At 67.6% G+C, this 21,752-nt stretch carries 24 protein-coding genes and 1 pseudogene; 10 read left to right on the top strand and 15 right to left on the bottom strand.

Annotated elements, in window-relative coordinates; all coding sequences use genetic code 11:
- Positions 1–75: 75 nt before the first annotated feature.
- Positions 76–729, top strand: a complete 654-nt coding sequence (locus tag ACS5NL_RS07380; RefSeq protein WP_439353016.1) for a Rossmann-fold NAD(P)-binding domain-containing protein — start codon at positions 76–78, stop codon at positions 727–729.
- On the opposite strand, the gene ACS5NL_RS07375 is transcribed toward ACS5NL_RS07380, so the two are convergent.
- From ACS5NL_RS07375 to purM, 7 genes are all read right to left on the bottom strand, one after another.
- Positions 730–1,755 carry a GlxA family transcriptional regulator gene (locus ACS5NL_RS07375; RefSeq protein WP_439353014.1) on the bottom strand — a complete coding sequence of 342 codons (1,026 nt, stop codon included), beginning with the start codon at positions 1,753–1,755 and terminating at the stop codon, positions 730–732.
- Positions 1,734–2,366 (bottom strand): DJ-1/PfpI family protein, encoded by a 633-nt coding sequence (locus ACS5NL_RS07370; RefSeq protein WP_439353012.1) that lies wholly within the window; start codon positions 2,364–2,366, stop codon positions 1,734–1,736. Before ACS5NL_RS07370 ends, ACS5NL_RS07375 begins: the two co-directional genes overlap by 22 nt.
- Positions 2,363–2,938: an isochorismatase family protein gene (locus ACS5NL_RS07365; protein WP_439353010.1), complete on the bottom strand. Its 576-nt coding sequence runs from the start codon at positions 2,936–2,938 to the stop codon at positions 2,363–2,365. The genes ACS5NL_RS07370 and ACS5NL_RS07365 overlap by 4 nt, the downstream gene beginning before the upstream one ends.
- Positions 2,939–3,035: 97 nt before the next feature.
- Positions 3,036–4,523: a Tle-like phospholipase domain-containing protein gene (locus tag ACS5NL_RS07360; protein WP_439353008.1), complete on the bottom strand. Its 1,488-nt coding sequence runs from the start codon at positions 4,521–4,523 to the stop codon at positions 3,036–3,038.
- 162 nt (positions 4,524–4,685) lie between these two features.
- A complete protein-coding gene (locus ACS5NL_RS07355) occupies positions 4,686–5,360 on the bottom strand; it encodes a hypothetical protein (RefSeq protein ID WP_439353007.1) in 675 nt (224 codons plus the stop codon).
- A gap of 89 nt (positions 5,361–5,449) precedes the next feature.
- Positions 5,450–6,649, bottom strand: coding sequence for an MFS transporter (locus tag ACS5NL_RS07350; protein ID WP_439353005.1), 1,200 nt, complete (start codon positions 6,647–6,649; stop codon positions 5,450–5,452).
- Positions 6,650–6,659: 10 nt separating this feature from the next.
- Positions 6,660–7,697 carry a phosphoribosylformylglycinamidine cyclo-ligase gene (gene purM, locus ACS5NL_RS07345; protein WP_439353003.1) on the bottom strand — a complete coding sequence of 346 codons (1,038 nt, stop codon included), beginning with the start codon at positions 7,695–7,697 and terminating at the stop codon, positions 6,660–6,662.
- A 108-nt stretch (positions 7,698–7,805) separates the two neighbouring features.
- Here purM and ACS5NL_RS07340 point away from each other — a divergent pair, with 108 nt between their 5' ends.
- The 5 genes from ACS5NL_RS07340 to folK are packed head-to-tail and all read left to right on the top strand — an operon-like array spanning position 7,806 to position 12,504.
- Positions 7,806–8,921: an AI-2E family transporter gene (locus ACS5NL_RS07340; protein WP_439353002.1), complete on the top strand. Its 1,116-nt coding sequence runs from the start codon at positions 7,806–7,808 to the stop codon at positions 8,919–8,921.
- 17 nt (positions 8,922–8,938) lie between these two features.
- Positions 8,939–9,625 (top strand): DnaA regulatory inactivator Hda, encoded by a 687-nt coding sequence (hda, locus tag ACS5NL_RS07335; protein ID WP_439353470.1) that lies wholly within the window; start codon positions 8,939–8,941, stop codon positions 9,623–9,625.
- Between the two features lie 10 nt (positions 9,626–9,635).
- Entirely contained in the window at positions 9,636–10,304 is a 669-nt protein-coding gene (locus ACS5NL_RS07330; protein WP_439353000.1) for a histidinol-phosphatase, read from the top strand.
- Positions 10,301–11,986 carry a polynucleotide adenylyltransferase PcnB gene (gene pcnB, locus ACS5NL_RS07325; protein WP_439352998.1) on the top strand — a complete coding sequence of 562 codons (1,686 nt, stop codon included), beginning with the start codon at positions 10,301–10,303 and terminating at the stop codon, positions 11,984–11,986. The genes ACS5NL_RS07330 and pcnB overlap by 4 nt, the downstream gene beginning before the upstream one ends.
- A gap of 17 nt (positions 11,987–12,003) precedes the next feature.
- On the top strand, positions 12,004–12,504 hold the full coding sequence (folK, locus tag ACS5NL_RS07320) for a 2-amino-4-hydroxy-6-hydroxymethyldihydropteridine diphosphokinase (protein WP_439352996.1): 501 nt from the start codon (positions 12,004–12,006) through the stop codon (positions 12,502–12,504).
- On the opposite strand, the gene ACS5NL_RS07315 is transcribed toward folK, so the two are convergent.
- Genes ACS5NL_RS07315 through ACS5NL_RS07305 form a run of 3 tightly spaced genes read right to left on the bottom strand, consistent with a single transcriptional unit; the run spans position 12,491 to position 14,173 of the window.
- Positions 12,491–12,913 (bottom strand): hypothetical protein, encoded by a 423-nt coding sequence (locus ACS5NL_RS07315; RefSeq protein WP_439352994.1) that lies wholly within the window; start codon positions 12,911–12,913, stop codon positions 12,491–12,493. The two genes, folK and ACS5NL_RS07315, sit on opposite strands and share 14 nt — an antisense overlap.
- Positions 12,914–12,955: 42 nt before the next feature.
- Positions 12,956–13,591, bottom strand: coding sequence for a pyridoxamine 5'-phosphate oxidase (pdxH, locus tag ACS5NL_RS07310; protein WP_439352992.1), 636 nt, complete (start codon positions 13,589–13,591; stop codon positions 12,956–12,958).
- 21 nt (positions 13,592–13,612) lie between these two features.
- Entirely contained in the window at positions 13,613–14,173 is a 561-nt protein-coding gene (locus ACS5NL_RS07305; protein WP_439353469.1) for a gamma-glutamylcyclotransferase, read from the bottom strand.
- Between the two features lie 189 nt (positions 14,174–14,362).
- Here ACS5NL_RS07305 and ACS5NL_RS07300 point away from each other — a divergent pair, with 189 nt between their 5' ends.
- Positions 14,363–14,941, top strand: coding sequence for an OmpA family protein (locus tag ACS5NL_RS07300; protein WP_439352990.1), 579 nt, complete (start codon positions 14,363–14,365; stop codon positions 14,939–14,941).
- A 59-nt stretch (positions 14,942–15,000) separates the two neighbouring features.
- On the opposite strand, the gene gloA is transcribed toward ACS5NL_RS07300, so the two are convergent.
- Complete coding sequence (gene gloA, locus ACS5NL_RS07295) at positions 15,001–15,414, bottom strand: lactoylglutathione lyase (protein WP_439352988.1); 414 nt, start codon at positions 15,412–15,414, stop codon at positions 15,001–15,003.
- A 44-nt stretch (positions 15,415–15,458) separates the two neighbouring features.
- On the bottom strand, positions 15,459–16,085 hold the full coding sequence (locus ACS5NL_RS07290; RefSeq protein ID WP_439352986.1) for a hypothetical protein: 627 nt from the start codon (positions 16,083–16,085) through the stop codon (positions 15,459–15,461).
- A 179-nt stretch (positions 16,086–16,264) separates the two neighbouring features.
- Between ACS5NL_RS07290 and ACS5NL_RS07285 the strand changes: the two genes are divergently transcribed.
- On the top strand, positions 16,265–17,800 hold the full coding sequence (locus tag ACS5NL_RS07285) for a methyl-accepting chemotaxis protein (RefSeq protein ID WP_439352984.1): 1,536 nt from the start codon (positions 16,265–16,267) through the stop codon (positions 17,798–17,800).
- A gap of 4 nt (positions 17,801–17,804) precedes the next feature.
- On the opposite strand, the gene ACS5NL_RS07280 is transcribed toward ACS5NL_RS07285, so the two are convergent.
- From ACS5NL_RS07280 to ACS5NL_RS07270, 3 genes and pseudogenes are all read right to left on the bottom strand, one after another.
- Positions 17,805–18,410, bottom strand: coding sequence for a thioredoxin fold domain-containing protein (locus ACS5NL_RS07280; protein WP_439352983.1), 606 nt, complete (start codon positions 18,408–18,410; stop codon positions 17,805–17,807).
- Positions 18,411–18,471: 61 nt separating this feature from the next.
- Positions 18,472–18,897, bottom strand: a complete 426-nt coding sequence (locus tag ACS5NL_RS07275) for a DUF6691 family protein (RefSeq protein ID WP_439352981.1) — start codon at positions 18,895–18,897, stop codon at positions 18,472–18,474.
- Positions 18,894–19,385: pseudogene (locus ACS5NL_RS07270) on the bottom strand (YeeE/YedE family protein); the annotation flags it as partial. The pseudogene ACS5NL_RS07270 and the gene ACS5NL_RS07275, both read right to left, overlap by 4 nt.
- Positions 19,386–19,659: 274 nt before the next feature.
- Here ACS5NL_RS07270 and ACS5NL_RS07265 point away from each other — a divergent pair.
- Positions 19,660–20,973, top strand: coding sequence for a tyrosine-type recombinase/integrase (locus ACS5NL_RS07265; protein ID WP_439352979.1), 1,314 nt, complete (start codon positions 19,660–19,662; stop codon positions 20,971–20,973).
- Between the two features lie 158 nt (positions 20,974–21,131).
- Positions 21,132–21,752 (top strand): hypothetical protein (locus ACS5NL_RS07260; RefSeq protein ID WP_439352977.1); only part of this gene is annotated, 621 nt, incomplete at its 3' end.

The following is a 21,752-nucleotide window of genomic DNA, read 5'->3' as shown; positions in this document are numbered from 1 at the left end:
GGCTGGGCCAGCCTTGGGGCGGCCCGGCGGCTGGCCCGACTGCTTCCTCGCCCCGCCGCTGCGCGGGTCGCTGCGATGACGCGGCTGCTGCTGGTAGGCGCCACCGGGCTGGTGGGGCAATCGGTGCTACAGCAGGCGCTAGCCGATGAGCGGGTGACGCAGGTGGTGGCGCCCACGCGCCGCGCCTTGCCGGTGCACCCGAAGCTGCTCAACCCGGTGACCGACTTCGCCTCGTTGCCCGAAGACGCGCCGTGGTGGTCCGTCGACGCTGTGGTGTGCGCGCTGGGCACCACGATCAAGGTGGCGGGTTCGCAGGCGGCGTTCTACCGCGTGGACCACGACCTGCCCCTGCAGGTGGCCCGGCTCGCGCTGCGGCACGGCGCCAGGATCTATGCGCTCAACTCGGCGCTCGGTGCCAGTGCGGAGTCGCGCGTCTTCTATTCCCGCACCAAGGGCGAGCTGGAGCGCGACCTGCAGGCGCTGGGCTACCTCTCCCTGACCGTGGTGCGCCCCGGTCTGATCGGCGGCGATCGCCAGGAGTCGCGTCCGGCCGAGCGCCTGGCCCTGGCCGTCACGCGGGGGCTGGAACCCCTGCTGCCGCGCCGCTACCGCGTGGTGCCGGCCAGCCAGATCGCGGCCCACCTGCTGGCCGCGGCGCTGGCAGGTGAGCCTGGCGTGCATGTGCTGGAGTCCGAGCGACTGCTCGACCCGGTGCCCGCCCGGCGCTGATCAGTGGGGCCGGGCCCGGCCAGTGGTCTGGGCGGGAGCTCCTTCGTGGCCATGCCGGTGCCAGGCGCGCCGCAACTGCGCGTCGGAGCTGAACCCCGCCATCTGCGCCGCCTGCGTCACATTGCGCCCGCTGCGCAGGGCGGCCTGGGCCACCGCCAGCCGGATCTGCTGCAGGTAGGCCAGCGGCGACACGCCCGCGTGCTCCTCGAACAGGCGCCCCAGATGCCGTGGCGAGGTGTGGCCGCATTCGGCCATGCGCGGCACGCTCCAGTCCTCCTGCGGCGCCTGGCTCACGGCGTCCTGCACGCGGTGCACCACCGGATGCAGGTGGTGGCGGTGGTTCAGGAAGGGCGACAGCTCGGGGTCCTGCGGACCGCGCCGCAGCGCGACGACCATGGTCTGCGCGACCTCGGCCGCCAGCGCCGGTCCCAGCCGTGCCGCGATGCGGTGCAGCGTCAGGTCGAGGCCGGTGGTCACCCCCGCGCTGCTGAACACCGGCGCATCGAGCACGAACACCCGGTTGGCCAGCACCTCGGCGTCGGGCGAGGCCTGCCGCAGTTCGTCGAGGTGGTGGTGGTGCGTGGTTGCCTTGTGACCGGCCAGCAGGCCGGCGTGCGCGGCGATCACGGCACCGGCGCAGATGCACATCAGCTCGACGCAACCCTCGGCCAGCCTCAGCCCGCGCAGCCAGTGCAGCATGGCGCGCGCCGGTTCGCTGTCCAGTGCGACCCGGTCGCCGGGCTGGCCGACCAGCACGACCCATTGGGGCCGCCCGGGATGGTCGAGGTCCGGGAGCGGCTCGAGGTGGGTGACGAACGCGCCGACCGAGCTGCGTGTCTGCACCTGCGGCCCGACGAAATGGAGGGCGAAGGCCGGCGGCAGGCCGCGCCCGCGCAGGCACTGGTTGGCGATGCGCAGCGCTTCGGCGGGGCCGGCCCAGTCCAGGATCAGGCTGTCGTCGAGCAGCACGAAGTGCACGTCGACGGGACCGTCCGCCGGGGTGTTCAGGCGGGATTTTTCAGCCATCGGTAGTCCATCTGCCGGGCGGTCCGTTCGGCCAGCGCGGGACTCGCCAGTCGCGCGACCAGATGCAGTGACATGTCGATGCCGGCGCTGATGCCGGCCGAGCTGACGATGCGGCCATCCTCGACCCAGCGCACGCCGTCCTGCACCTGCAGTGCAGGCCATTGCGCGCGCAGGTCGTCCAGGTCTTCCCAGTGCGTGGTCATGCGCTCAGTGTGCACCACGCCGGCCGCCGCCAGCAGGAAAGCGCCGGTGCAGACCGAGGCCGTGAGGGTGGTGCCTTCGCTGGTCCGGCGCAGCCAGGCCAGCGTGTCGGCGCAGCGGGCAGCCGCGTCGACCACGCCTCCCGGCACCACCAGCAGGTCGACCGGCGCCGTGTCGGCGAAGTCGCGTGTCGGCAGCACCCGCAGGCCCGCCCGTGCCCGGACCGGCTCCCGCGTGCGCGCCACGCAATCGACCTGCCAGCCGGCGGCGAGATCGTGACCCGGCCAGTCGGCGGCCTCGGGCCGGGTGGCCATGCGGGCGGCGGTGGTGAAGACCTCGTAGGGGCCGGCCAGATCCAGCGCCTCGACCTCGTCGAACGCCAGGATCGCGATGGAGAAGGGCCGGCTCATGCCGCCGCCTGCGCGCGCGACAGCGCTTCGTCGACGCTGCACAGCGTGCAGAAACGGCCTTGCAGCACCGTGGCGGTGCGGGCCTTGATCTCGGCCGCCGTCAGCGGCGAACCGTCGGGCTGCGTCATGTCGAAGGTCAGCGTCGCGTCGGTCACATAGTCCACCTGCCAGCCGAGGTCGGAGGCGTGGCGCGTCGTGGTCTCGCAGCACTGCTCGGTGCGGATGCCGCTGACGATCAGGCGCCGGATGCCGTGTTCGGTCAGCCAGACGTCCAGGCCGGTGCCGACCAGCGCGCTGTGGCGGTGCTTGACGAAGGTGGCCGCGGCGTCGAAGCCGGTCAGCCCGGCGAGCGGGGACACATGGCCGCTGGCGATCGAAAACGGGTTGTCGGCCGTTTCCGGACCATCGCTGTGCAACACCCGGACCACGGGAATGCCGCGACGGATGCAGCCGTCGATCAGCGCGTTCTGGGCCGCGAGGAAGGCCGGCAGGTCACGTTCGGTGAAGCAGGGACGGTGCTGGAAAGAGGCCTGAACGTCGATGACGATGAGGGCGGTGTGGCTGGTGGTCATGGGGAACTCCGTGGTGAGGGGGATGTCCGCCATCTTGGCCGTCGCCGGCCTCGCCGTCCACCCGGTCAGCGACCGGTTCCGTTCATTTTCGGACAGCTCAGCCCAGGGCGGGTGCGCTGGTTTGCTCCGCGGCCTTTGGCGCCGCCGGAGCGGACTGGGCGGCTGTCCGTTCCAGGGTGTCGGCGGGCGCCGTGCTGGACTGGCTGGCCGCCGCAAGGTGCTCTTCGGTGCTGCGCCGCAGGGCCTGGGGAATGTCCATTTCGGACAGCTGCCGTCCGGGATGCATGACGCCCAGGCGCTGGCCGTCCCTGCTCACGAGAAACTGTTCCGGTGGGCCCTTGTCCTCGTGACGGGCGCAATGCCCCACGGCCGCGGCGCAGACCTGTCCCACCTCGGCGGTGGACAGACCCGAATCGCGCAGGCGGTCGCCGGTCTGGCGCCAGGCCATCACGAACTGGGCCTGCTGCTCGGGACTGAGGCTTTTCGCTGCGGTCCGGGTTCCCGACTCCTCCGCCCGCAAGGCCACGGTTTCGGTGCTGACGGACTTGCCCTGCGCATCGAATTCCGTGACCCGGGCTGGCCGGTGCTGGCGCTCGTTCATCTCGATCAAAGTGTGCCGACCGTCGTTGCCATAGTGGTTGATCTCGATGCCGCCGTTGGAGCTGTCGACGCTGATGTACTGCCGGCTGCCATCTTCCCGCGTGACCACAAAGCGGTCGCAGGGCGACGACGGTCCACGCGTTTCGGAGCAGATCGCCTTGACCACCGGCGACTCGGACAGGCGGGCGAACAGCTTGCGGGCTTCTGGCGGCAACTGGGCGAAGTCGGCATGGCCTTCGGGGATGATGTAGCGGCCGTTCTTGTCGACAGAGAGGCCTTGCTGGCCGTCGACCAGTGCCTTGTTGGCGTGGTCCGCGGCCATGACCGACCCCGCGACCAGGGTGCCACTGCCGCTGGCCATCAGCACCGTCTTGAGCGGGGTCGGCAGCGACGAACCCGGCAGCATCGTCGGGCCGGGCGGCACATGCTGGCTTAGGTACTGGTCCTGCTTGACGCCACCATAGAAGTAGGTCGCGATGTCGTTGGGGGTGCGCACGTCGTGCACCTGGCGGTGCGTGGCCTGGTAGCGCGCCAGGGCCGCTTCGTAACCACCCGCGTCCTTGAAGTAGCCGCCTTCGATCGTGCCGCGGGCGATCGGCAGGCTGTTGTAGACGTAGGCGTCGAGGTTGTTCTTCAGCGCGAAACTCTGCGCCATGCCGCCACCCAGGCTGTGGCCGGTGGTGGCGAAGCGGTAGTCCTTGTAGTCCGGGTTGTCCTTCAGGTACTCATAGGCGGCCTGCGCCTTGGCCTGGATCTTGGCGAACTCGGCGGCGCCGGCGTTGCCCAGATCGGATTTCCAATTGCTCCAGGCGTCCGAACCCTTGAAGTCGAAGGTGATTTCTTGGGTTTCTCGGTTGACGGAGACCTGGAACTGGTTTTCCAGTTTGCCTTCGGAGTTGTGCTGGGTGTTCCAGCCATCCTGGGCTAGCGAAGTTTTTCCATCAGCAGTGCGAGTGACCGACGCGGTAGGCCATTCGGCGGGCAACTGCTTGCCTGGCTTTGCGTGCTCCCAATACTCAGGGTAGTTGACGAGTTTTTTCGCCGCCTCTATGTCTTGATGGGGATAGGCCCAATAGGCCAACTGCATTCCGGTCTTGGAGTTGAGCGGGGAGTGTCCATTGCCGATGGGGGCTGTCCGGTCCATGGGTCACCTCTGGGTGCTGGTCGCGTCCAGCCACTCTGTTTGAGGACGCTCGCATTTGCGATCGATGTCCTCCCATACCTTTTGACGTTCGGGTATCTTTGGAATCACCGTTTCCCACTGGCCTTGCTTGTTTTTGAAAGAGTTGCCATCTCGAAATGTGGGCCAGATTTTGTAGGCGATTGAGTAGTACCGAACTCTCGGGCGCCCCGCATCAAGTACCAATCGCCTCGCATAGCACTGCTCCTTCAATAGCGGCAGCAACTGGGCCAACCCCGCTTCCCAAGCCGGCAGGTTTTGTCGCGGCCCCATGCTGTCATCAAGTTGTCCGGGCACCGGCTCACTGGTCGCCAACTGCAACGCCAGCAAAATCTTCGCGTCCATCGACCCCCTGGCCGCGGCTTTCTCGAACAGCGCCGTGATGGCCGCCGGACCCTTCACCTCTTCGATCCAGCCATCGGAGTTGCCCAGGGCGTAGAAATAGTCCCCCAGCGGGTCGCCCTTGTCCTGCAGCGCCTTGATGTGCGCCCGCAGCACGGCGATGCCTTTGTCGAGATCGCGTTGAGCGGCGGACTGTTCGATGGCGTTGACCGCCTGGACCGGGGCCATGCAGCCGGCATTCGGTGCGGCCAGCAAGACGGCGAGAGCGCTGGTGGCGATCAGTGAGCGGATGTTGTGCATCTCGGTATTCCTTCCCTTGGCGGCCGAATGTACCGCATGCTGCCCAAAAAAGAGGCGGTGCCGGCCCCTCGCATGGGGCATGTGCCGGTTCAGGACGAGCGCGCGGCCGGCGTCGTCGGCCGCAGCACCAGCACCAGCAGCGACAGGGCGGCCAACCCCATGCCGGCGACAAAAGTGGCGCTGGCACCCAAGCGGTCCCAGAGCAGGCCGGCCAGTCCGCTGGCGATCAGCATGGCGATGCCGGACACCAGGTTGAACAGACCGAAGGCCGTGCCGCGCAGCTCCGGGGGCGAGGTGTCGGCCACCATGGCCGCCAGCAGGCCCTGGGTCATGGCCATGTGCACGCCCCAGAGTGCGATGCCACTCCAGACGACCAAGCCCCGGCCGCTCCAGGCCAGCAGGGCGTCGGCCGCGATCAGCACCACCACGCCGATGGCCAGCAGGGAGCGCCGGTCCATGGCGTCGGCCAGCCGCCCGAACGGATACGCGCCCAGCGCATAGATGGCGTTCATCACGATCAGCACCATCGGGACCCAGGCGATGGCCAGTCCGTCCTGTTGCACCCGCAACACCAGGAAGGCCTCGGAAAAGCGCGCCAGCGTGAAGACGGCGCCGATGCCCACGACCCACCAGTAGGCGCCGGTGAGCTTGCGCAGGTTCTGGCGCGAGATGGGCTGGGTGCGCGGTGTGCCCACGGGCCGTTCCGGTTCCTGCACGCCGAACATCAGCAGCAGCACGCAGAGGGCTGCCGGAATCACGGCGACCCAGAACACGGCCCGGAAGTCGTTGTGCCAGAGCAGCATCAGGCCCATGGCCAGCAGCGGGCCGATGAAGGCGCCCACCGTGTCCAGCGACTGGCGCAGGCCGAAGGCGGCGCCGCGCATGTCCGGTGGTGCGATGTCGGCGACCAGGGCGTCGCGCGGGGCGCCGCGGATGCCCTTGCCGATGCGGTCGATCAGCCGCGCCGCGATCACGGGTTCGACCGTGGCGGCGAGGGCAAACAGAGGCTTGGTGGCGGCACCCAGGCCGTAGCCCAGCAGCGCCAGCGGCTTGCGTTTGCCCCACCAGTCGCTCAGCGCGCCCGAAAAGACCTTGACGATCAGGGCGGTGGCTTCGGCCGCGCCTTCGAGCAGGCCCACGGTCACCATGCTGGCGCCCAGGCCGGTGACGAGGAACACGGGCAACAGGCTGTGGATCAGCTCCGAAGAGACGTCCATCAGCAGGCTGACGAAACCCAGCGCCCAGATGGCGCCGGGGAGACGGCGCCGTGGTGCCGGGGCGCCGGTCATGCGGGAATCGTCAGGCGACGACCACCGAGGCGCCGTCGCCCTTGGCGGCAATCGAACCGATCTCGTGGACCGTTTCGCCCAGTTCGCGCAGGGTGGCGGCGCAGGCGGCGGCTTCGGCAGCGTCGATCACCACCACCATGCCGATGCCGTTGTTGAAGGTGCGGTTCATCTCGATGTCGTCGATGCCGGCCACCTTCTGCAGCCAGGCGAACAGCTCGGTCTGCGGCCAGCTGCCCTTCTTCAGGTGGGCGGCCGTGCCTTCGGGCAGCACTCGGGGGATGTTCTCCAGCAGGCCGCCGCCGGTGATGTGGGCCAGGGCCTTGACCGGGTGCTTGGCCAGCGTGGCGAGCACGTTCTTCACGTACAGGCGGGTCGGGGCCATGATGGCCTGCTTGAACGGCTGGCCGTCCAGCGTGGCGGGCAGATCGCTGCCCGCGCGTTCGATGCACTTGCGCACCAGCGAGAACCCGTTGGAATGCACCCCATGCGAGGCCAGGCCCAGCACCACGTCGCCGGGCTTCACATCCTTGCCGGTGAGGATCTTGGACTTTTCGACCGCGCCGACGCAGAAACCGGCCAGATCGTATTCACCGGCCGGGTACATGCCGGGCATCTCGGCGGTTTCGCCGCCGATCAGGGCGCAGCCGCTCAGTTCACAGCCCTTGGCGATGCCGCCGACCACGGCCGCGGCGGTCTCCACGTCCAGCTTGCCGCAGGCGAAGTAGTCGAGGAAGAACAGCGGCTCGGCGCCCTGCACCAGCACGTCGTTGACGCTCATGCCCACCAGATCGATGCCCACGGTGTCGTGCAGGTTCCATTCGAACGCCAGCTTGAGCTTGGTGCCCACGCCGTCGGTGCCGCTCACCAGCACCGGCTCTTTGTAGCGCTTGGGCACTTCGAACAGCGCGCCGAAGCCGCCGATGCCGGCCAGCACGCCTTCGCGCATGGTCTTTTTTGCCAGCGGCTTGATGCGCTCGACCAGGGCGTCGCCCGCATCGATGTCAACGCCGGCGTCTTTGTAGGAGAGGGGGGTGGTGCTGGAGGTCATGAAAAGGAAGGCGGAGAGAGGGGCGGCGCAAGCCGGAGACTAGAATTTGCGGCTGATTTTAAGGGTTTGCCCCCCGCAGGCCCGCCCATTCACGAGGCACACCCGCACATGACCTTCACCCCCGCACAGCTGCGCTCCCTGACCTGGGCCGCCATTGCCGTGGCGATCTGGGCCGTGCTGGCGCTGTTGTCGCCCGTGCTGATGCCCTTCGTGATGGCGGCGGTGCTGGCCTATGCGCTGCACCCGCTGGTCGAGAAACTCAACGACCGCCGCATTCCGCGCTGGCTGGGTGCGGGCGTGGCGATCGCGCTGCTGATGCTGGTGCTGCTGGCGGTCATGCTGCTGATCGTGCCGGTGATCACCAAGCAGGTGCCGCTGCTCAACGAGCAGGTGCCGGCCCTGCTGGACCTGATCAACCTGAAGCTGGTGCCGCTGGCGGCCCGGCTGGGCATCGACCTGCAGATCGACACGGCCCAGGTGCGCGACTGGCTCAAGGAGCTGGTGACCGGCCACGAGCAGGAGCTGCTCAAGGGCCTGCTGTCGTCGCTGCGCATCGGTGGCAGTGCGCTGGGTGCCGTGTTCGGCAACCTGGTGCTCACGCCCATCGTCGCGTACTACCTGCTGCTGGACTGGTCGGGCATGGTCGAGCGCATGAAGCACCTGATTCCGCCGCGCTGGCTGCCTTCGGTGCAGAGCTTTCTGGACGAAACCGACGAAGTGCTGGGCCAGTACCTGCGGGGTCAGCTGCTGGTGATGGGCGTGCTGGCGGTGTTCTACACCGTGGGGCTGGCGCTGGTCGGGCTCAAGCTGGCGCTGCCGATCGGCGTGTTCACCGGGCTGGCGGTGTTTGTGCCCTATCTGGGCTTCGGGCTCGGTCTGGTGATGGGGCTGCTGGCGGCGGTGCTGCAGTTCCAGAGCCTGACCGGCGTGGCGCTGGTGGCCGCGGTCTATGGCATCGGCCAGGTGGCCGAGAGCATGTATGTGACGCCGCGCCTGCTGGGCGAGCGCATCGGCCTGCACCCGATCTCGGTGATCTTCGCGCTGATGGCCTTCGGTCAGCTGTTCGGTTTTGTCGGCGTGCTGATCGCGCTGCCGGCCAGCGCGGTGCTGCTGGTGGCGATCCGGCGCGCCAAGAAGAGCTACCTCGCCAGCGATCTCTACCAGCCCTCGGCCAACAAAGCGGTGCAACTGGTGGTGCCACCCGAGCGGGGCGTGTCGGAATGAGCCAGGGTTCCCTGCCCATGAAGCAGATGGCGCTGGACATCGGGCTGGCGCCGGTGCCGACGCTGGACAACTTCGTGCCCGTGGGCAACGAAGCGGTGCTGGAGCATGTGCGGCTGTGGACCGGCAACCCGATGCGTTCGCCGGTCCCGACCTTCCTCTGGGGTGAGGGCGGCAGCGGCAAGAGCCATCTGCTGCGCGCGGTGCGCGAGGCGCTGCGGGAGCATGGCGCCCGCGTCGGCTGGATCGACGCGGCGAACCTGAATCCCGGCGACTTCGACGACGACTGGGAAGTGGTCATCCTCGACGACTGCCAGCTCTACACCGCCGAGCAGCAGGCCTGTGCCTTCAACTGGTTCGTCAACGCCCAGACGCCGACCCACGGTCCGGCACGCTGGGTGCTCGCCGCCGCCGACCGGCCGCCGGCCGACCTGCAGCTGCGCGAAGACCTGCGCACGCGGCTGGGCTGGGGCCATGTGTTCCAGCTCAAGGCACTGGGCGAGACCGAGCGCCGCGCGGTGCTGCGCCGGGCGGCCGACGAGCGCGGGGTGTTTCTGGGCGACGAGGTGATGGACTTCATGCTCAACCGCTTCTCGCGCGACCTCTCCAGCCTGATGATGCTGCTGGACCAGCTCGACGCTTACGCCCTGCGCACCCAGCGCGCCATCACGATTCCGCTGATCAAGTCCATGCTGGACAACGAATGAAGACCTCCGAATGAGACTTGCGCTGTTTGACCTGGACCACACCCTGCTGCCGCTCGACTCGGACTATTCCTGGGGCCAGTTCACCGTCACGATCGGCTGGCGCGACGCCGAGACCCACACCCGCGCCAACGACGCTTTCTATGAGCAGTACAAGGCCGGCACGCTGGACATCCACGAATACATCCGCTTCTCGGTCGCGCCGCTGGCCGAACACGGGGTGGAGAAATCCGACGCCGCGCACCGCCGCTTCATGGAGGAGGTGATCCTGCCGGCCATGCGGCCCGAGGCCATCGAGCTGGTGTTCCGCCACCAGGTCGCGGGCGACGAGGTGCTGATCGTCACCGCCACCAACGAATTCGTCACCCGCCCCATCGCCCAGGCCTTCGGGGTGCCGGAGCTGATCGCCATCGAGCTGGAGCGCGACGCGGCGGGCAATCCGACCGGCGGCATCAAGGGCACGCCGTCGTTCCGGGAAGGCAAGGTCGCCCGTGTGGAACAATGGCTGGCGTCGCGCGGCCTGTCCTGGGCCGATGTCACGCACAGCAGCTTCTACAGCGACTCCATCAACGATCTCCCGCTGCTGGAGAAAGTCACAGAGCCGGTGGCGACCAACCCGGACCCCCGCCTCAGCGCCATTGCCACCGAACGCGGCTGGCGCATCCTGAACCTATTCGAATGATCAAGAAATTCATCGACAAGCTGCTGGGCAAAGCCACCGGCAAGAGCGCCAAAGGGGCCAAGTTCGGCAAGCGCGAAGACGTGCCGGCTTCCGTGCACGGCATCGACCCCAAGCTGGTCGACCAGCGTGCGCTGGACGTGGTCCACACGCTCAAGCAGGCCGGCTTCGAGGCCTACATCGTTGGCGGCGCGGTGCGCGACCTGCTGCTGGGCCTGCGCCCCAAGGACTTCGACGTGGCCACCAGCGCCACGCCCGAGCAGGTCAAGAACCTGTTCCGCCGGGCCTTCATCATCGGCCGGCGTTTCCGCATCGTGCACGTGGTCTACGGCCGCGGCCGCGAACACGAGGTGATCGAGGTCTCGACCTTCCGCGCCTACCTCGACAGCGCCGACGCCGAGCAGGTTTCGGGCAACGAGCGCACCTCCAAGGGCGAACTCTCCAGCATGAAGCACGCGGTGGACGCCAGCGGGCGCGTGCTGCGCGACAACGTCTGGGGTCCGATCGAGCAGGACGCCGCGCGGCGCGATTTCTCGATCAACGCCATGTATTACGACCCGGTGTCGCAGGTGGTGGTCGACTTCCACCACGGTATCCGCGATGCCAAGAAGCTCACCTTGCGCATGATCGGCGATGCGCCCACGCGTTACCGCGAAGACCCGGTGCGCATCATCCGCGCCGTGCGTTTCGCCGCCAAGCTCAACGCGCTCGGGTTCAAGTTCGACGCCAAGACGCGCGAGCCGCTGGTCTCCTCTCTCAGCCTGCTGCAGGACGTGCCGCAGAGCCGCCTGTTCGACGAGATGCTCAAGCTGCTGCAGACCGGCCACGCGCTGGCCAGTGTCGAGGCGCTCAAGGCCAACGGCCTGGCCAAGGGCATCTACCCGCTGCTGGATCTGGTGGTGCAGCGCGCCGACGACGACTTCGTCAAGCTGGCGTTGCAGGACACCGACCGCCGCGTCGGCGAGAGCAAGCCGGTGGCACCGAGTTTCCTGCTGGCCTGCGTGCTCTGGGCCGATGTGCGCCAGGGCTGGGGCCGCCGCCTGCAACCACGCGGCAACCAGCGCCCGCCGACGCCGTTCGCGGCCCTGCAGGACGCGGTCGACGAGGTGTTCGACGCGCGCATCGGCGATGTGTCGGGCCGCGGCAAGCTGGGCACCGACATGCGCGAGATCTGGCTGATGCAGCCGCGCTTTGACAAGCGCGTGGGCAGTGGCCCGTTCAGCCTGGCCGAGCAGCCGCGCTTCCGCGCCGGTTTCGACTTCCTGCGCCTGCGTGCGCAGACCGGCGAGGTGGACGAAGAACTGGCGCACTGGTGGGAAACCTTCAGCACCGCCGACGACGACCACCGCCAGGACATGATCGATGCGCAACGCAAGGCCGGTCAGCCCAAGGGCAGCGGCAGTGGCAAGGTGCGCCGCGTGAAGAAGGGCGACGCCGACCACCCGGCATCGACATCGACGTCCGAGCCGCCCGAAGAGGATCCGCGTTTCCGCCCGGTCAACGAGGCGGATGACCGTGGCGATGACGACGGTGATGACCACCAGGACCACGACCCGTCGGACCCGCCGGTGCAGGGCATCCCGCCCGATGGCAGCGCGCCCGCCAAGAAGCGCCGCCGTCGCCGCCGCAAGCCGGGTGGTGGTGCGGGCCGCACCGAGGGTGCGCCGCCGTCTTCTGGCGAGTGAACGCGGACCGGCCGACCATGGATCGGGCCGAAGTCACGGCATGGGTGGCCCTCGGCGCCAACCTCGGCGACGCGGCGCAGACCCTGCGGGAGGCACTCACCATCCTGTCCGACCTGCCCGGAGTGCGCATGGTCAAGGCGTCCAGCCTCTACCGCACCGCGCCGGTCGAGTCCAGCGGGCCGGACTACATCAATGCGGTGGCCGAGCTCACCACCACGCTGACCGCGCCCGACCTGCTGATCGCCCTGCAAGGCATCGAGCAGGACTTCGGGCGGGAGCGTCCGTACCACAACGCGCCGCGCACGCTGGATCTCGACCTGCTGCTCTATGGCAGCGCCAGCATCACCTCGCCGGCACTGACCTTGCCGCATCCGAGGATGTGGCAACGGGCATTCGTGCTGGTGCCACTGGCAGAGATTGCGCCAGTGCTGGTTTCCGACAACGCCATGGCTGCGGTGTCGGGGCAGGGCATCGTTCCGTACCCGGAGCAAGCGCCCCGGACGATCAGCCCGGCGTGAGCCGGCCAGCGGTGCAGAGGGCGGCTGTGGTGGCCTGGACGCTGACCGTTTGCGCGCCATCGTTGCGGTATTCAACCATCCATCCGCTGATGCTGCCATTGAAGAACAGCGACGAGTAGGCAATGGCCACATTGCCCGGGATGCCGGTCGGTGATCCACCCACCACCGTCTCACCCGCCAGGCAAGCGCTCGCTACGCCACCGGTTTGCCCTGGTGCCAGCACAAAGTCGCGGCTGGCCTCCCGCAGAACAACATGCAATCCGGCGGGTCCTTTGTCCGCGTGGGCCGCTGCGGCCACTCCGAGGCCGGTCAGACAGGCGCCCATCCACATCAACCACTTGGTTTTCATCACGATATCCCCCTGTATTGCGCGCCTCGGATCGGGCGCGGCCATGATGTTATCGGACATGGCACCAAGCCCATTCCAGCCCCGATGCCCCGCCGCCGGCGCTCAAGGTGCCAGCCGCTCCCGCAGCCAGTTGCCATCGGACTGCAGCGTGTAGCGCAACCGGTCGTGCAGCCGGCTCTTGCGGCCTTGCCAGAACTGCCAGTGGTCGGGTTTGAGGCGGTAGCCGCCCCAGTGCGGCGGGCGGGGCGGGCGCAGCAGGAACTGCGCGCCATATTTGGCCGCGTTGGTCACCAGCACCGTGCGGCTCTCGATCACTTCGCTCTGCGGGCTGGCCCAGGCACCGATGCGGCTGTCCAGCGGACGGCTGTGGAAGTACTCGTCGCTCTCTTCGTCGCTGACCTTTTCGACGACGCCTTCAATGCGCACCACGCGTTCGAGTTCGACCCAGTGGAACTGCAGCGCGGCGTACGGATTGCCCGCCAGCTGGCGCCCCTTCTGGCTCTGGTAGTTGGTGTACCAGACGATGCCGCGTTCGTCGTAGCCCTTGATCAGCACCACGCGGGTGGTGGGGCGCAGGTCGGCGCCGACCGTGGCCAGCGTCATGGCATTGGGCTCGGGCACCTCGCCCTGGATGGCTTCATTGAGCCACTGGTCGAACTGTTTCAGCGGGTCGGCTTGCGAGGCGGATTCGCTCAGCTCGGCCTTCTCGTAGCTCTTGCGCAGGTCGGCGATGTTCATGGGTTCAGTATAGGAGCCGGGTCAGAGGCCATCGGCGAGTTTGAGGATGCGGGCCAGCGCGCGGTCTTCGATGCCATGGGCGCGCAGGCCGTCCAGCGTCTGTCGGGCGTAGTCGAGCGTGGTGCCGTAGCGGCCGCGGGCCTGGGCAAAGATCTCGCGGTACCGCGCATCGCTCAGGGGGCCGGTGTGGTTGGGGCTGCGGGGCGACAGGGTGAAGGCCAGCGCGCGCACCGGGCCTCTTTCGGTCTGGCACAGCAGCCATTTCGGGTCGTAGACCGGGTTGGGCATTTCGCGCGCCCAGAGCGCCGGCATCGCGGCCTCGACCTGGTCGTGCGGCAGGCGCAGCGCCATGCCGGTGCAGCTGCCGCCCGGCATGAGCGCGAACACCAGGCCCGGGCGCTCGGGCGTGCCCCGGTTGACGCGGCTGTACATGTTCAGGCAGCGGTGGAAGCCGTGCACCCGCGCGATGCGCTGCTCGGCGGCCTCGAATTCGGGGCGCCAGACCAGCGAGGCATAGCCGAAGACCCAGAGGTCGGAACGCTGCCCCATCGAGCGCCACTGGGTGAGCGTGTCGGCCATCATCTGCGCGCCGTTGCGCTGGGACGGCTCCCAGGTCTTGGGGGGCGGGCAAAGGGGCGCCGGTGGCAACAGGTGAGCGCGCGATGCGGCCATTTACAATGCTGGGTTGTTTGTGTTCGGCCGGTCTTCTGAGGCAGGGTCCGGGCGCCGGCGGTTTCCCCATCCCTCATTATTCTTCACGGAGTGTTACCCATGTCTTCTCAGGACGAAGAACAAGAAGGCCGCATCGTCGCGGCTGTGCTGATTGCGGCGCTGGTGCTGGCCGTTGGTCTGGTCGTCGGTGTGGCGATCCAGAAGGCCCGTTCGTTTGGTGCGAAGAAGGCGGCCCCTGCGGCGGCCGCGGTGGTCGCTCCGGCCGCTGATGCGCACGCTGCGGCCCCTGCTGCTCCCGCCGCCGACGCGGCTGCCGCCGCTCCGGCCGCCACTGCCGCAGGCAAGGACGACGCCAGCGTGGTGGTCGAAAACGGCGTCGTGAAGTTCTACTTCGCCTCCGGCAAGTCCGAGCTGGCCCCGGGCGCCGTGGAAGCGCTGGCCGACGCCATCGCTGCCGGCAAGGCCGGCAAGAAGCTGGTGATCTCCGGTTTCCACGATTCGACCGGTGATCCGGCCAAGAACGCCGAGCTGGCCAAGCTGCGTGCCTTCGCCGTGCGCGATGCGCTCAAGGGCGCTGGCGTGGCCGAGTCGGGCATCGAGCTGAAGAAACCCGAAACCGCCACCGGCACCGGCAACAACGCCGAAGCCCGTCGCGTGGAAGTGATGATCGCCCCGTAATCCGGCGCGCTCCAGAAAAAAAGCCCGCTGAACAGCGGGCTTTTTTGTGTCCGGTCGGGTCAGCGCAGACCCTGGCCGCCCTGTGCATCGGCGCGCTGGATCAGTTCGATCTTGTAGCCGTCCGGGTCGGTGACGAAGGCGATCACGGTGGTGCCGCCCTTGACCGGGCCGGCTTCGCGGGTCACGTTGCCACCGGCCGCCCGGATCTTGTCGCAGGCCGCGTAGGCGTCTGGCACGCCGATGGCGATGTGGCCGTAGGCCGTGCCCATCTCGTACTGCTCGACGCCCCAGTTGTACGTCAGTTCGATTTCGGCCTGGCCGGGATTGCCGCCCTCGAAACCGAGGAAGGCCAGCGAATACTTGAATTCGGGGTTCTCGGAGCTGCGCAGCAGCTGCATGCCCAGCACCTGGGTGTAGAAGTCGATCGAGCGCTGCAGGTTGCCCACGCGCAGCATGGTGTGGAGAAGTCTCATGGATCAGAAGGGGTTGGTCGGTGAGGTGGACGGCAAGGTGTCCATCATCGGGCCTGCGGGGACTTCATGCCGGTGAGCGCCCCATAGGCCTGCCGGGAGGCGGGGGACGCCGTGTCCAGTGCCTGCGCGTGTGTGGTCTTGTGCCGAGCCATCAGGCGGGCCGAGGCCAGGCTGCGCGAGCGGCAGAACCAGTGGCAGCTGTGTTGCATCAGGTACACCTCGGCCAGCAGGGTGCGGGCACGGTCGCTGGGCGAGAGCTGGTCTTCGTTGGCGACCACGCGCTCGATGCCGCGCGCGTGCACCCGCATGAGCTCCCTGGCGTCGAAGCCCGGCGCCAGGAAGCCGGGCAGCCAGCGGTGGGCATGGGGCAGGGGATTGTGGTTGACGCGCGTGCTGGCGGGGTCGAGCTGGCCGAAGGATTCGGCAAAACGCCGGAACTGGCCGGCCAGTTCGCGCTCGTTGGCCTCCTGCAGCGGCCAGATCTGGGCCCGGCGAACCGGATCGGTCTCGGCCAGGGCGCGCTGGTAGCCCTCGTGCAGCCGTTCCATGAGCTTTTCGATCTTGAACGGGCCGAGCTGGCTGGACAGCAAGGCGATGCGCTGGCGCTGCTCGCCGGTCCGCAGCACGAAGCTCACGGCAGCGAACACAAGGGTGATGGTGAGAAGGTCCATGAAATCGGGTCAGGAGGGGTCGCCAGTGTAGTGATTCCGTAAGCGCAGAACTGCGTGACCATGCTGGCGTTGTTCGCCGATTCAAGCGGGCGCCCGAAACGGACGATAGAGACATGACCGGAAAGGCGCGGGAAAGGTCCTGCTCGCCCGCACCCCGGTGAATTTCCGAGAGGCATGTCATGTTCAAGTCGCTGCGATTGTCCATCCTGATCCTGGGCGCCATTGGCGTCCTGGCAGCGCTTGGTGTCGCGATTCAGGGCTACTGGGTGCAGGGGCGCATGAGCCAGAGCGCCACGGAGGTCTTCATCTCCAAGGATGTGGTGGCCGACATCCTGCCGCCGCCCATGTACCTGATCGAGACCCGGCTGGTGCTGTCTCAGGCCGTCGAGGGCACCGTGCAGGCCGAGGAAGCCCAGCGGCAGTTCCAGCACCTCAAGGGCGAGTACGAGGCCCGCGTGCGGCACTGGCAGGCGAATCCGCCTTACGGGCTGGAGCAGCACCTGCTGGGGCCGCAGCACGCCGCGGCCCAGCGCTTTCTCGCGATGGCCGAGGAAAAGATCATCAAGCCCCTGCTCGCCGGTGACCGCGAGCAGGCGCGGCGCAACCTGCCCGAGGTGCAGCAGAGCTACCAGGAACACCGCGCCGGTGTCGACCGGACCGTGGTGGAGGGCAACAAGTTCGCCGAGGCGTCGATGACTTCGTTCGAGGCCATGCATGCGCTGTCGATGAAGATTGCGGCCGCCATGGCGCTGACGGCCGTGGCGCTGGTGGTGCTGGTGTACGTGCTGGTGCTGCGCAGCATCGACGGACCGGTGCGCCGCTGTACCCAGCTGGCCCAGCGCATTGCGGGTGGTGACCTGTCTCCCCAGGCGTCCGCGGGCGAAGGCCGCACCGACGTGATCGGTCGCCTTGAAGCTGCGCTGGAAGAGATGCGCACCCACCTGGCCGGCGTGGTGCGCGGCGTGCGCGAATCGGCCGACGCCGTCGCCACCGCCAGCTCGCAGATCGCCACCGGCAACATGGACCTCAGCCGCCGCACCGAACAGCAGGCCTCGGCCCTGGAAGAGACGGCCGCGTCGATGGAAGAGCTGGGCTCCAACGTGCAGCTCAACGCCAACAACGCCCGCCAGGCCAGCCAGCTGGCCGACGGCGCCTCGCAGGTGGCGGCCCGGGGTGGCGATGTGGTCGGACAGGTGGTCTCGACCATGCAGGGCATCCACACCTCGGCCCAGAAGATCGCCGACATCAGCAGCATGATCGACAGCATTGCCTTCCAGACCAACATCCTGGCGCTCAACGCGGCGGTCGAGGCCGCGCGCGCGGGCGAGCAGGGGCGGGGTTTCGCTGTGGTGGCCGGCGAAGTGCGCAGCCTGGCGCAACGCAGTGCCGAGGCGTCGCGCGAAATCAAGGGCCTGATCGGCACCAGCGTGGACGCGGCGACGCAGGGCGCGACGCTGGCCGACCAGGCCGGTCACACCATGCAGGAAATCGTGGCGTCGATCCGGCGCGTCACCGAGGTGGTCGGGGAGATTTCGCTGGCGTCCAACGAACAGAGCAGCGGTGTGTCGCAGGTCGGGCAGGCGGTGGTCCAGATCGACCAGGCCACCCAGCAGAACGCTGCGCTGGTGGAGGAGAGTGCCGCCGCGGCGGACAGCCTCAAGCACCAGGCCGACCGGCTGGTGCAGGCGGTTTCGGTGTTCCGCCTGACGGCCTGAGCGCTCAGTTCGCCGGCAGACCGGCGAACGCGGCGAGGGCGGCGGTTTCCATCGCCCCGGCGCGCGCGACGACCTGACCGGTGGTCGCGTTCTTGGTCACGACGTAGGGCACCGAGTCGGCGCCCAGCCGGTCCAGCAGGTGGGTGTTGGCCTTGATCGCGGCCTCGATCTCGGCCGGGATGCTGGCCGAGGCGGACATGCCGCCCGCACCAGCCAGCAAGGCCTTTTCGTGCGCCGTCATTTCTTCGACCGGCTTGGCCGACTGCAGCAGGGCCGCGCCTTGCGGCAGGCTCTTGGGGCCGATGATGGCCACCGGTGCCCAGACAAACTTGACCTTGCTCAGCAGCGGCAGCGAGGCCTCCCACAGGTGGCTGCAATGCGGGCACTGCGGGTCGAACAGCACATAGACCGTGTGCGCGCTCATCATGGCGCCGGCCGTGAAACCCTTGGCTTCGGCCGCCAGCACGTCGAAGGCCTTGGCGGTGTCGATGTGCTCGTCGGCGGTGGCCGCGGCAGGAGCGGTCTTGGTGCCGGAGGTTTCCTGGGAGCAGGCGGCCAGCCAGACGGCGGGGGTGGCGAGCAGGGCGAGCGCAAAGCGGCGGTTCAGCATGGGTTCTCCTTGAGTACGTGAGTGAGTTCGCCCTGGTGGCAAAAAGTTCAGATGTCGCGCGTCAGGCGCGGGCCCGCCAGCCCTGCAGCAGGGCCCCGGCCAGGATGCCTGCCAGTGCCCACGCCAGATCCCAGTTGCCGGTCCCCAGGCCCGCGATGGCTGGCCCGGGGCAGACGCCGCACAGGCCCCAGCCCGCACCGAACAGGGCGGCGCCGAGGACGGTGTCGCGGTTCCACACGCTGACGTGCTGGTGGAAATACCCGCCCAGCAGCGGCTGGCGCAAAAGGCGTGGGCCGACACGGTAGGCCAGCAGCGTGACCACCACGGCACCACCCATGACCAGCATCAGGCCCAGGTCCTGGAACCGCAGGAAGCTCAGCACCACCTCGGGCCGGATCATGGTCGCCAGCGACAGGCCGAAGCCGAACAGCGCACCGCTGGCGAGCACGGCCAGCGCCTTGGACGGGGACATCGTGAAACCGCTCATGCGAGCCTCCCGAACAGGTTGGCGACCAGGAAGGCGGTGGCCATGAAGGTCAGCACCGCGCCCAGCGACGGCAGTTGCAGCGAGCCCAGGCCGCAGATGCCGTGGCCCGAGGTGCAGCCGTTGCCCAGCCGGGCACCGTAGCCGACCAGCAGGCCGCCCAGGAGCAGTTGCCAGGCGGGGATGCGGGTCGAACCGGGCGTGTGGTCGGAAAAGAAGTACCACCAGAAGAACGCGCCGAGTATCAGGCCCGCCGCGTAGACCAGGCGCCAGGCGCGCGACTCGGTGAAGCGCGCCTGCTGGAAAAACGGGCGCTGCACGACGAACGACCAGGTGGAGGAAAACACCGTGCTCATGCCGCCCACCAGGCCGGTGCAGACAAACAGCAGGGCCACGCCCGCGCCGATCAGCAGTCCGCCGGCCAGGTAGTGGCTCCAGCCGAGGGGGAAGAGGGAAGCGATGGCGTCCATGCTGGTGTCTGGGTGTCCGGGGTGAAAGGCCTGACGTGAAAAAGCCCTGAGTCTTGCGAGTCAGGGCTTTTTGCTTTTGTCTGGTGCCGGAGAGATGAATCGAACACCCGACCTTCTCATTACGAATGACGCGAAGGGGGTATTCGACAGCGTTGACATGTGTAGATAGAATCTATGTAAATCAACAACTTGCGCTGCTTTTGGCAGTGCGATGTGTTGATTTGTACATGGGTTTATTTGTCGGGTTTGCCTACAGATTGCCTACAGATTGCCCACAGATGTTCCGGGGTGAGCCATGAGTCTACCGAAGAGCCGTGTTCGCCTGACCGCTGGGCGCGTGGAGTCCTTCACCTGTCCGCCCGACAAGTCCCAGGCGTTTCTGTGGGACACCGACACCCCGACCCTGGCCCTGCGCGCCACGCCCACGGGCCGCAAAACCTACGTGTTCGAGTCGCGCCTGAACGGGGCAACCCTGCGCATCAACATCGGCACGCTGGCCGCCACCTTGGAGCAAGCCCGCACCAAAGCCAAGGCGCTGGCCGTCATGGTGGATTCAGGCATTGACCCGCGCGAGGTGGAGCGCCAGCAACAAGCCGACAAGGCCGCCGCCGAAACCGCCGCCACCTCCCAAGCCTTGACCGTGGGCGATGTGTGGCCGCTGTACCTGGCCCAAGGCAAGCCCAAGCGCCGCGATGAGTGGAAGCCCGGCTACCGCGCCGACTTGGAGGCGATGGCCGCACCCGGTGGTGTGAAGAAAAAGCGCGGCAAAGGGTTGACCCGACCGGGGCCGCTGTTCCCGTTGCTCGCGTTGCCGCTGGCCGGGGTGAATGAGGATTCGCTGAAAAGCTGGTTTGACCGCGAAGCCCTGTCAGGCAAGCACCAGGCCGCGCGAGCCCTGATGATGTTCCGGGGCTTTCTGCGCTGGTGCTGCGCCCGGCCAGAGTACCGCGGGTTGACCGACCGCGATGCAGGCCGCGCCGCTGCCATCGTGGAGAGCCTGCCCAGCAACACGCGCCGCACCGATGCACTGGAATCCGCCCAGGTGCCGGGCTGGTGGGCTGGCGTGGAGCAACTGAACAACCGCGCCGCATCGGTCTATCTGCGCGCCTTGCTACTGACTGGCGCCCGTCGTGAAGAACTGGCAGCCGTGAAGTGGGCCGACGTGGATTTTCAGTGGCGAAAGCTGACCATCGCCGACAAGGTGGACGCCACCCGAACCATTCCCCTGACCCCGTATCTGGCCCAACTGCTGGCGACCCTGCCACGCACCAACGACTTTGTGTTTGCCAGCACTGGCAAGGCGGGCCGCATCGCCGACACCCGCGCCAGCCATGCGAAAGCACTGCAGAGCGCGTCCATCGAAGGGCTGACCATTCACGGCCTGCGCCGTTCGTTTTCGCTGCTGGGCGAGGCTGCAGGCGCACCCGCTGGCGCGATTGCCCAGGTCATGGGGCACAAGCCCAGCGCCACCGCCGAAGGCTACCGCCCGCGCAGTGTGGATGCCCTGCGCCCGTTCCTTGAACAGATAGAAGCCCACATTCTGGCGCTGGCCGGGGTGCAGTTCGACGCCAAGGCAGAGCCGGGTAAGCTGCGAGCGGTGGGCTCATGACAGCCTGAACAACATTCGCCCCAGCTAGGCCCGCGAACCGAAGAGCGGGATACCTTCACCCGCCTGCTGGGGCACCCTATGAAGGGCACCGGGAAGGGGTGCGGACAGTGTTGCTTAGTCAAGAAATTGAGCGCATAGAAAAGGGTGAGCCCGTTTGCTTGAACGCCCTAGCCGAGGCATGGGCTGAACGTCGCGTCAAGGTAGGCCACGCTTCCTATTTGGAAGTCCACTCTCTTGCGAACCAGCTTTCAAATGAATTGCAGCTTGCGGTGCGCCGTGGGCAGCTAAACGTGTTTGACACTTTCCGGAAACGCGAACGTCCGTATCGCGATGAGGATGAGAAAGACCTTGCGAGTGGGCACGTTTGGCTTGTGGTGCAGAGCGTTGATGTTTGGTTGTTGAGGGAAGGCTTTCCCCCTGCCTTGACGAAAACAGCGCTGCCCACCCGACCCAGTGCCATCGCCAACGGGAGCAACGTGCAATTGGAAACGCAAGCCTTGCCTGGTCCATTGTTTTGGAATCCCTTGCCTGAGGCTGCAGCATGGCTTGCGAGCGAGTTGGGCACGCCGATGGATGCGCGAGCTCTCACGGATGAAATTATCCGGAAGGGGAAGCCTGGTACACCCAAGCCAACCATCATCAAGGCTGTGATGCCAAGGGATGGTGTTCAAAACCCCCGGTCAAGCCCGAATGGCATGAGCGAGGCACGACAGGAACAATGGCGTGATGACCCAACGAGAACTTGGCCTGAATCTGAGTACGCGGCGCACGCGCAAAGC

This window comes from Hydrogenophaga sedimenti (assembly GCF_051857515.1).
Classification (GTDB): Bacteria; Pseudomonadota; Gammaproteobacteria; order Burkholderiales; family Burkholderiaceae_C; genus Hydrogenophaga.
The sequence above is the reverse complement of the archived record's forward strand: the minus strand, read 5'-3'. Positions and strand labels throughout refer to the sequence as shown.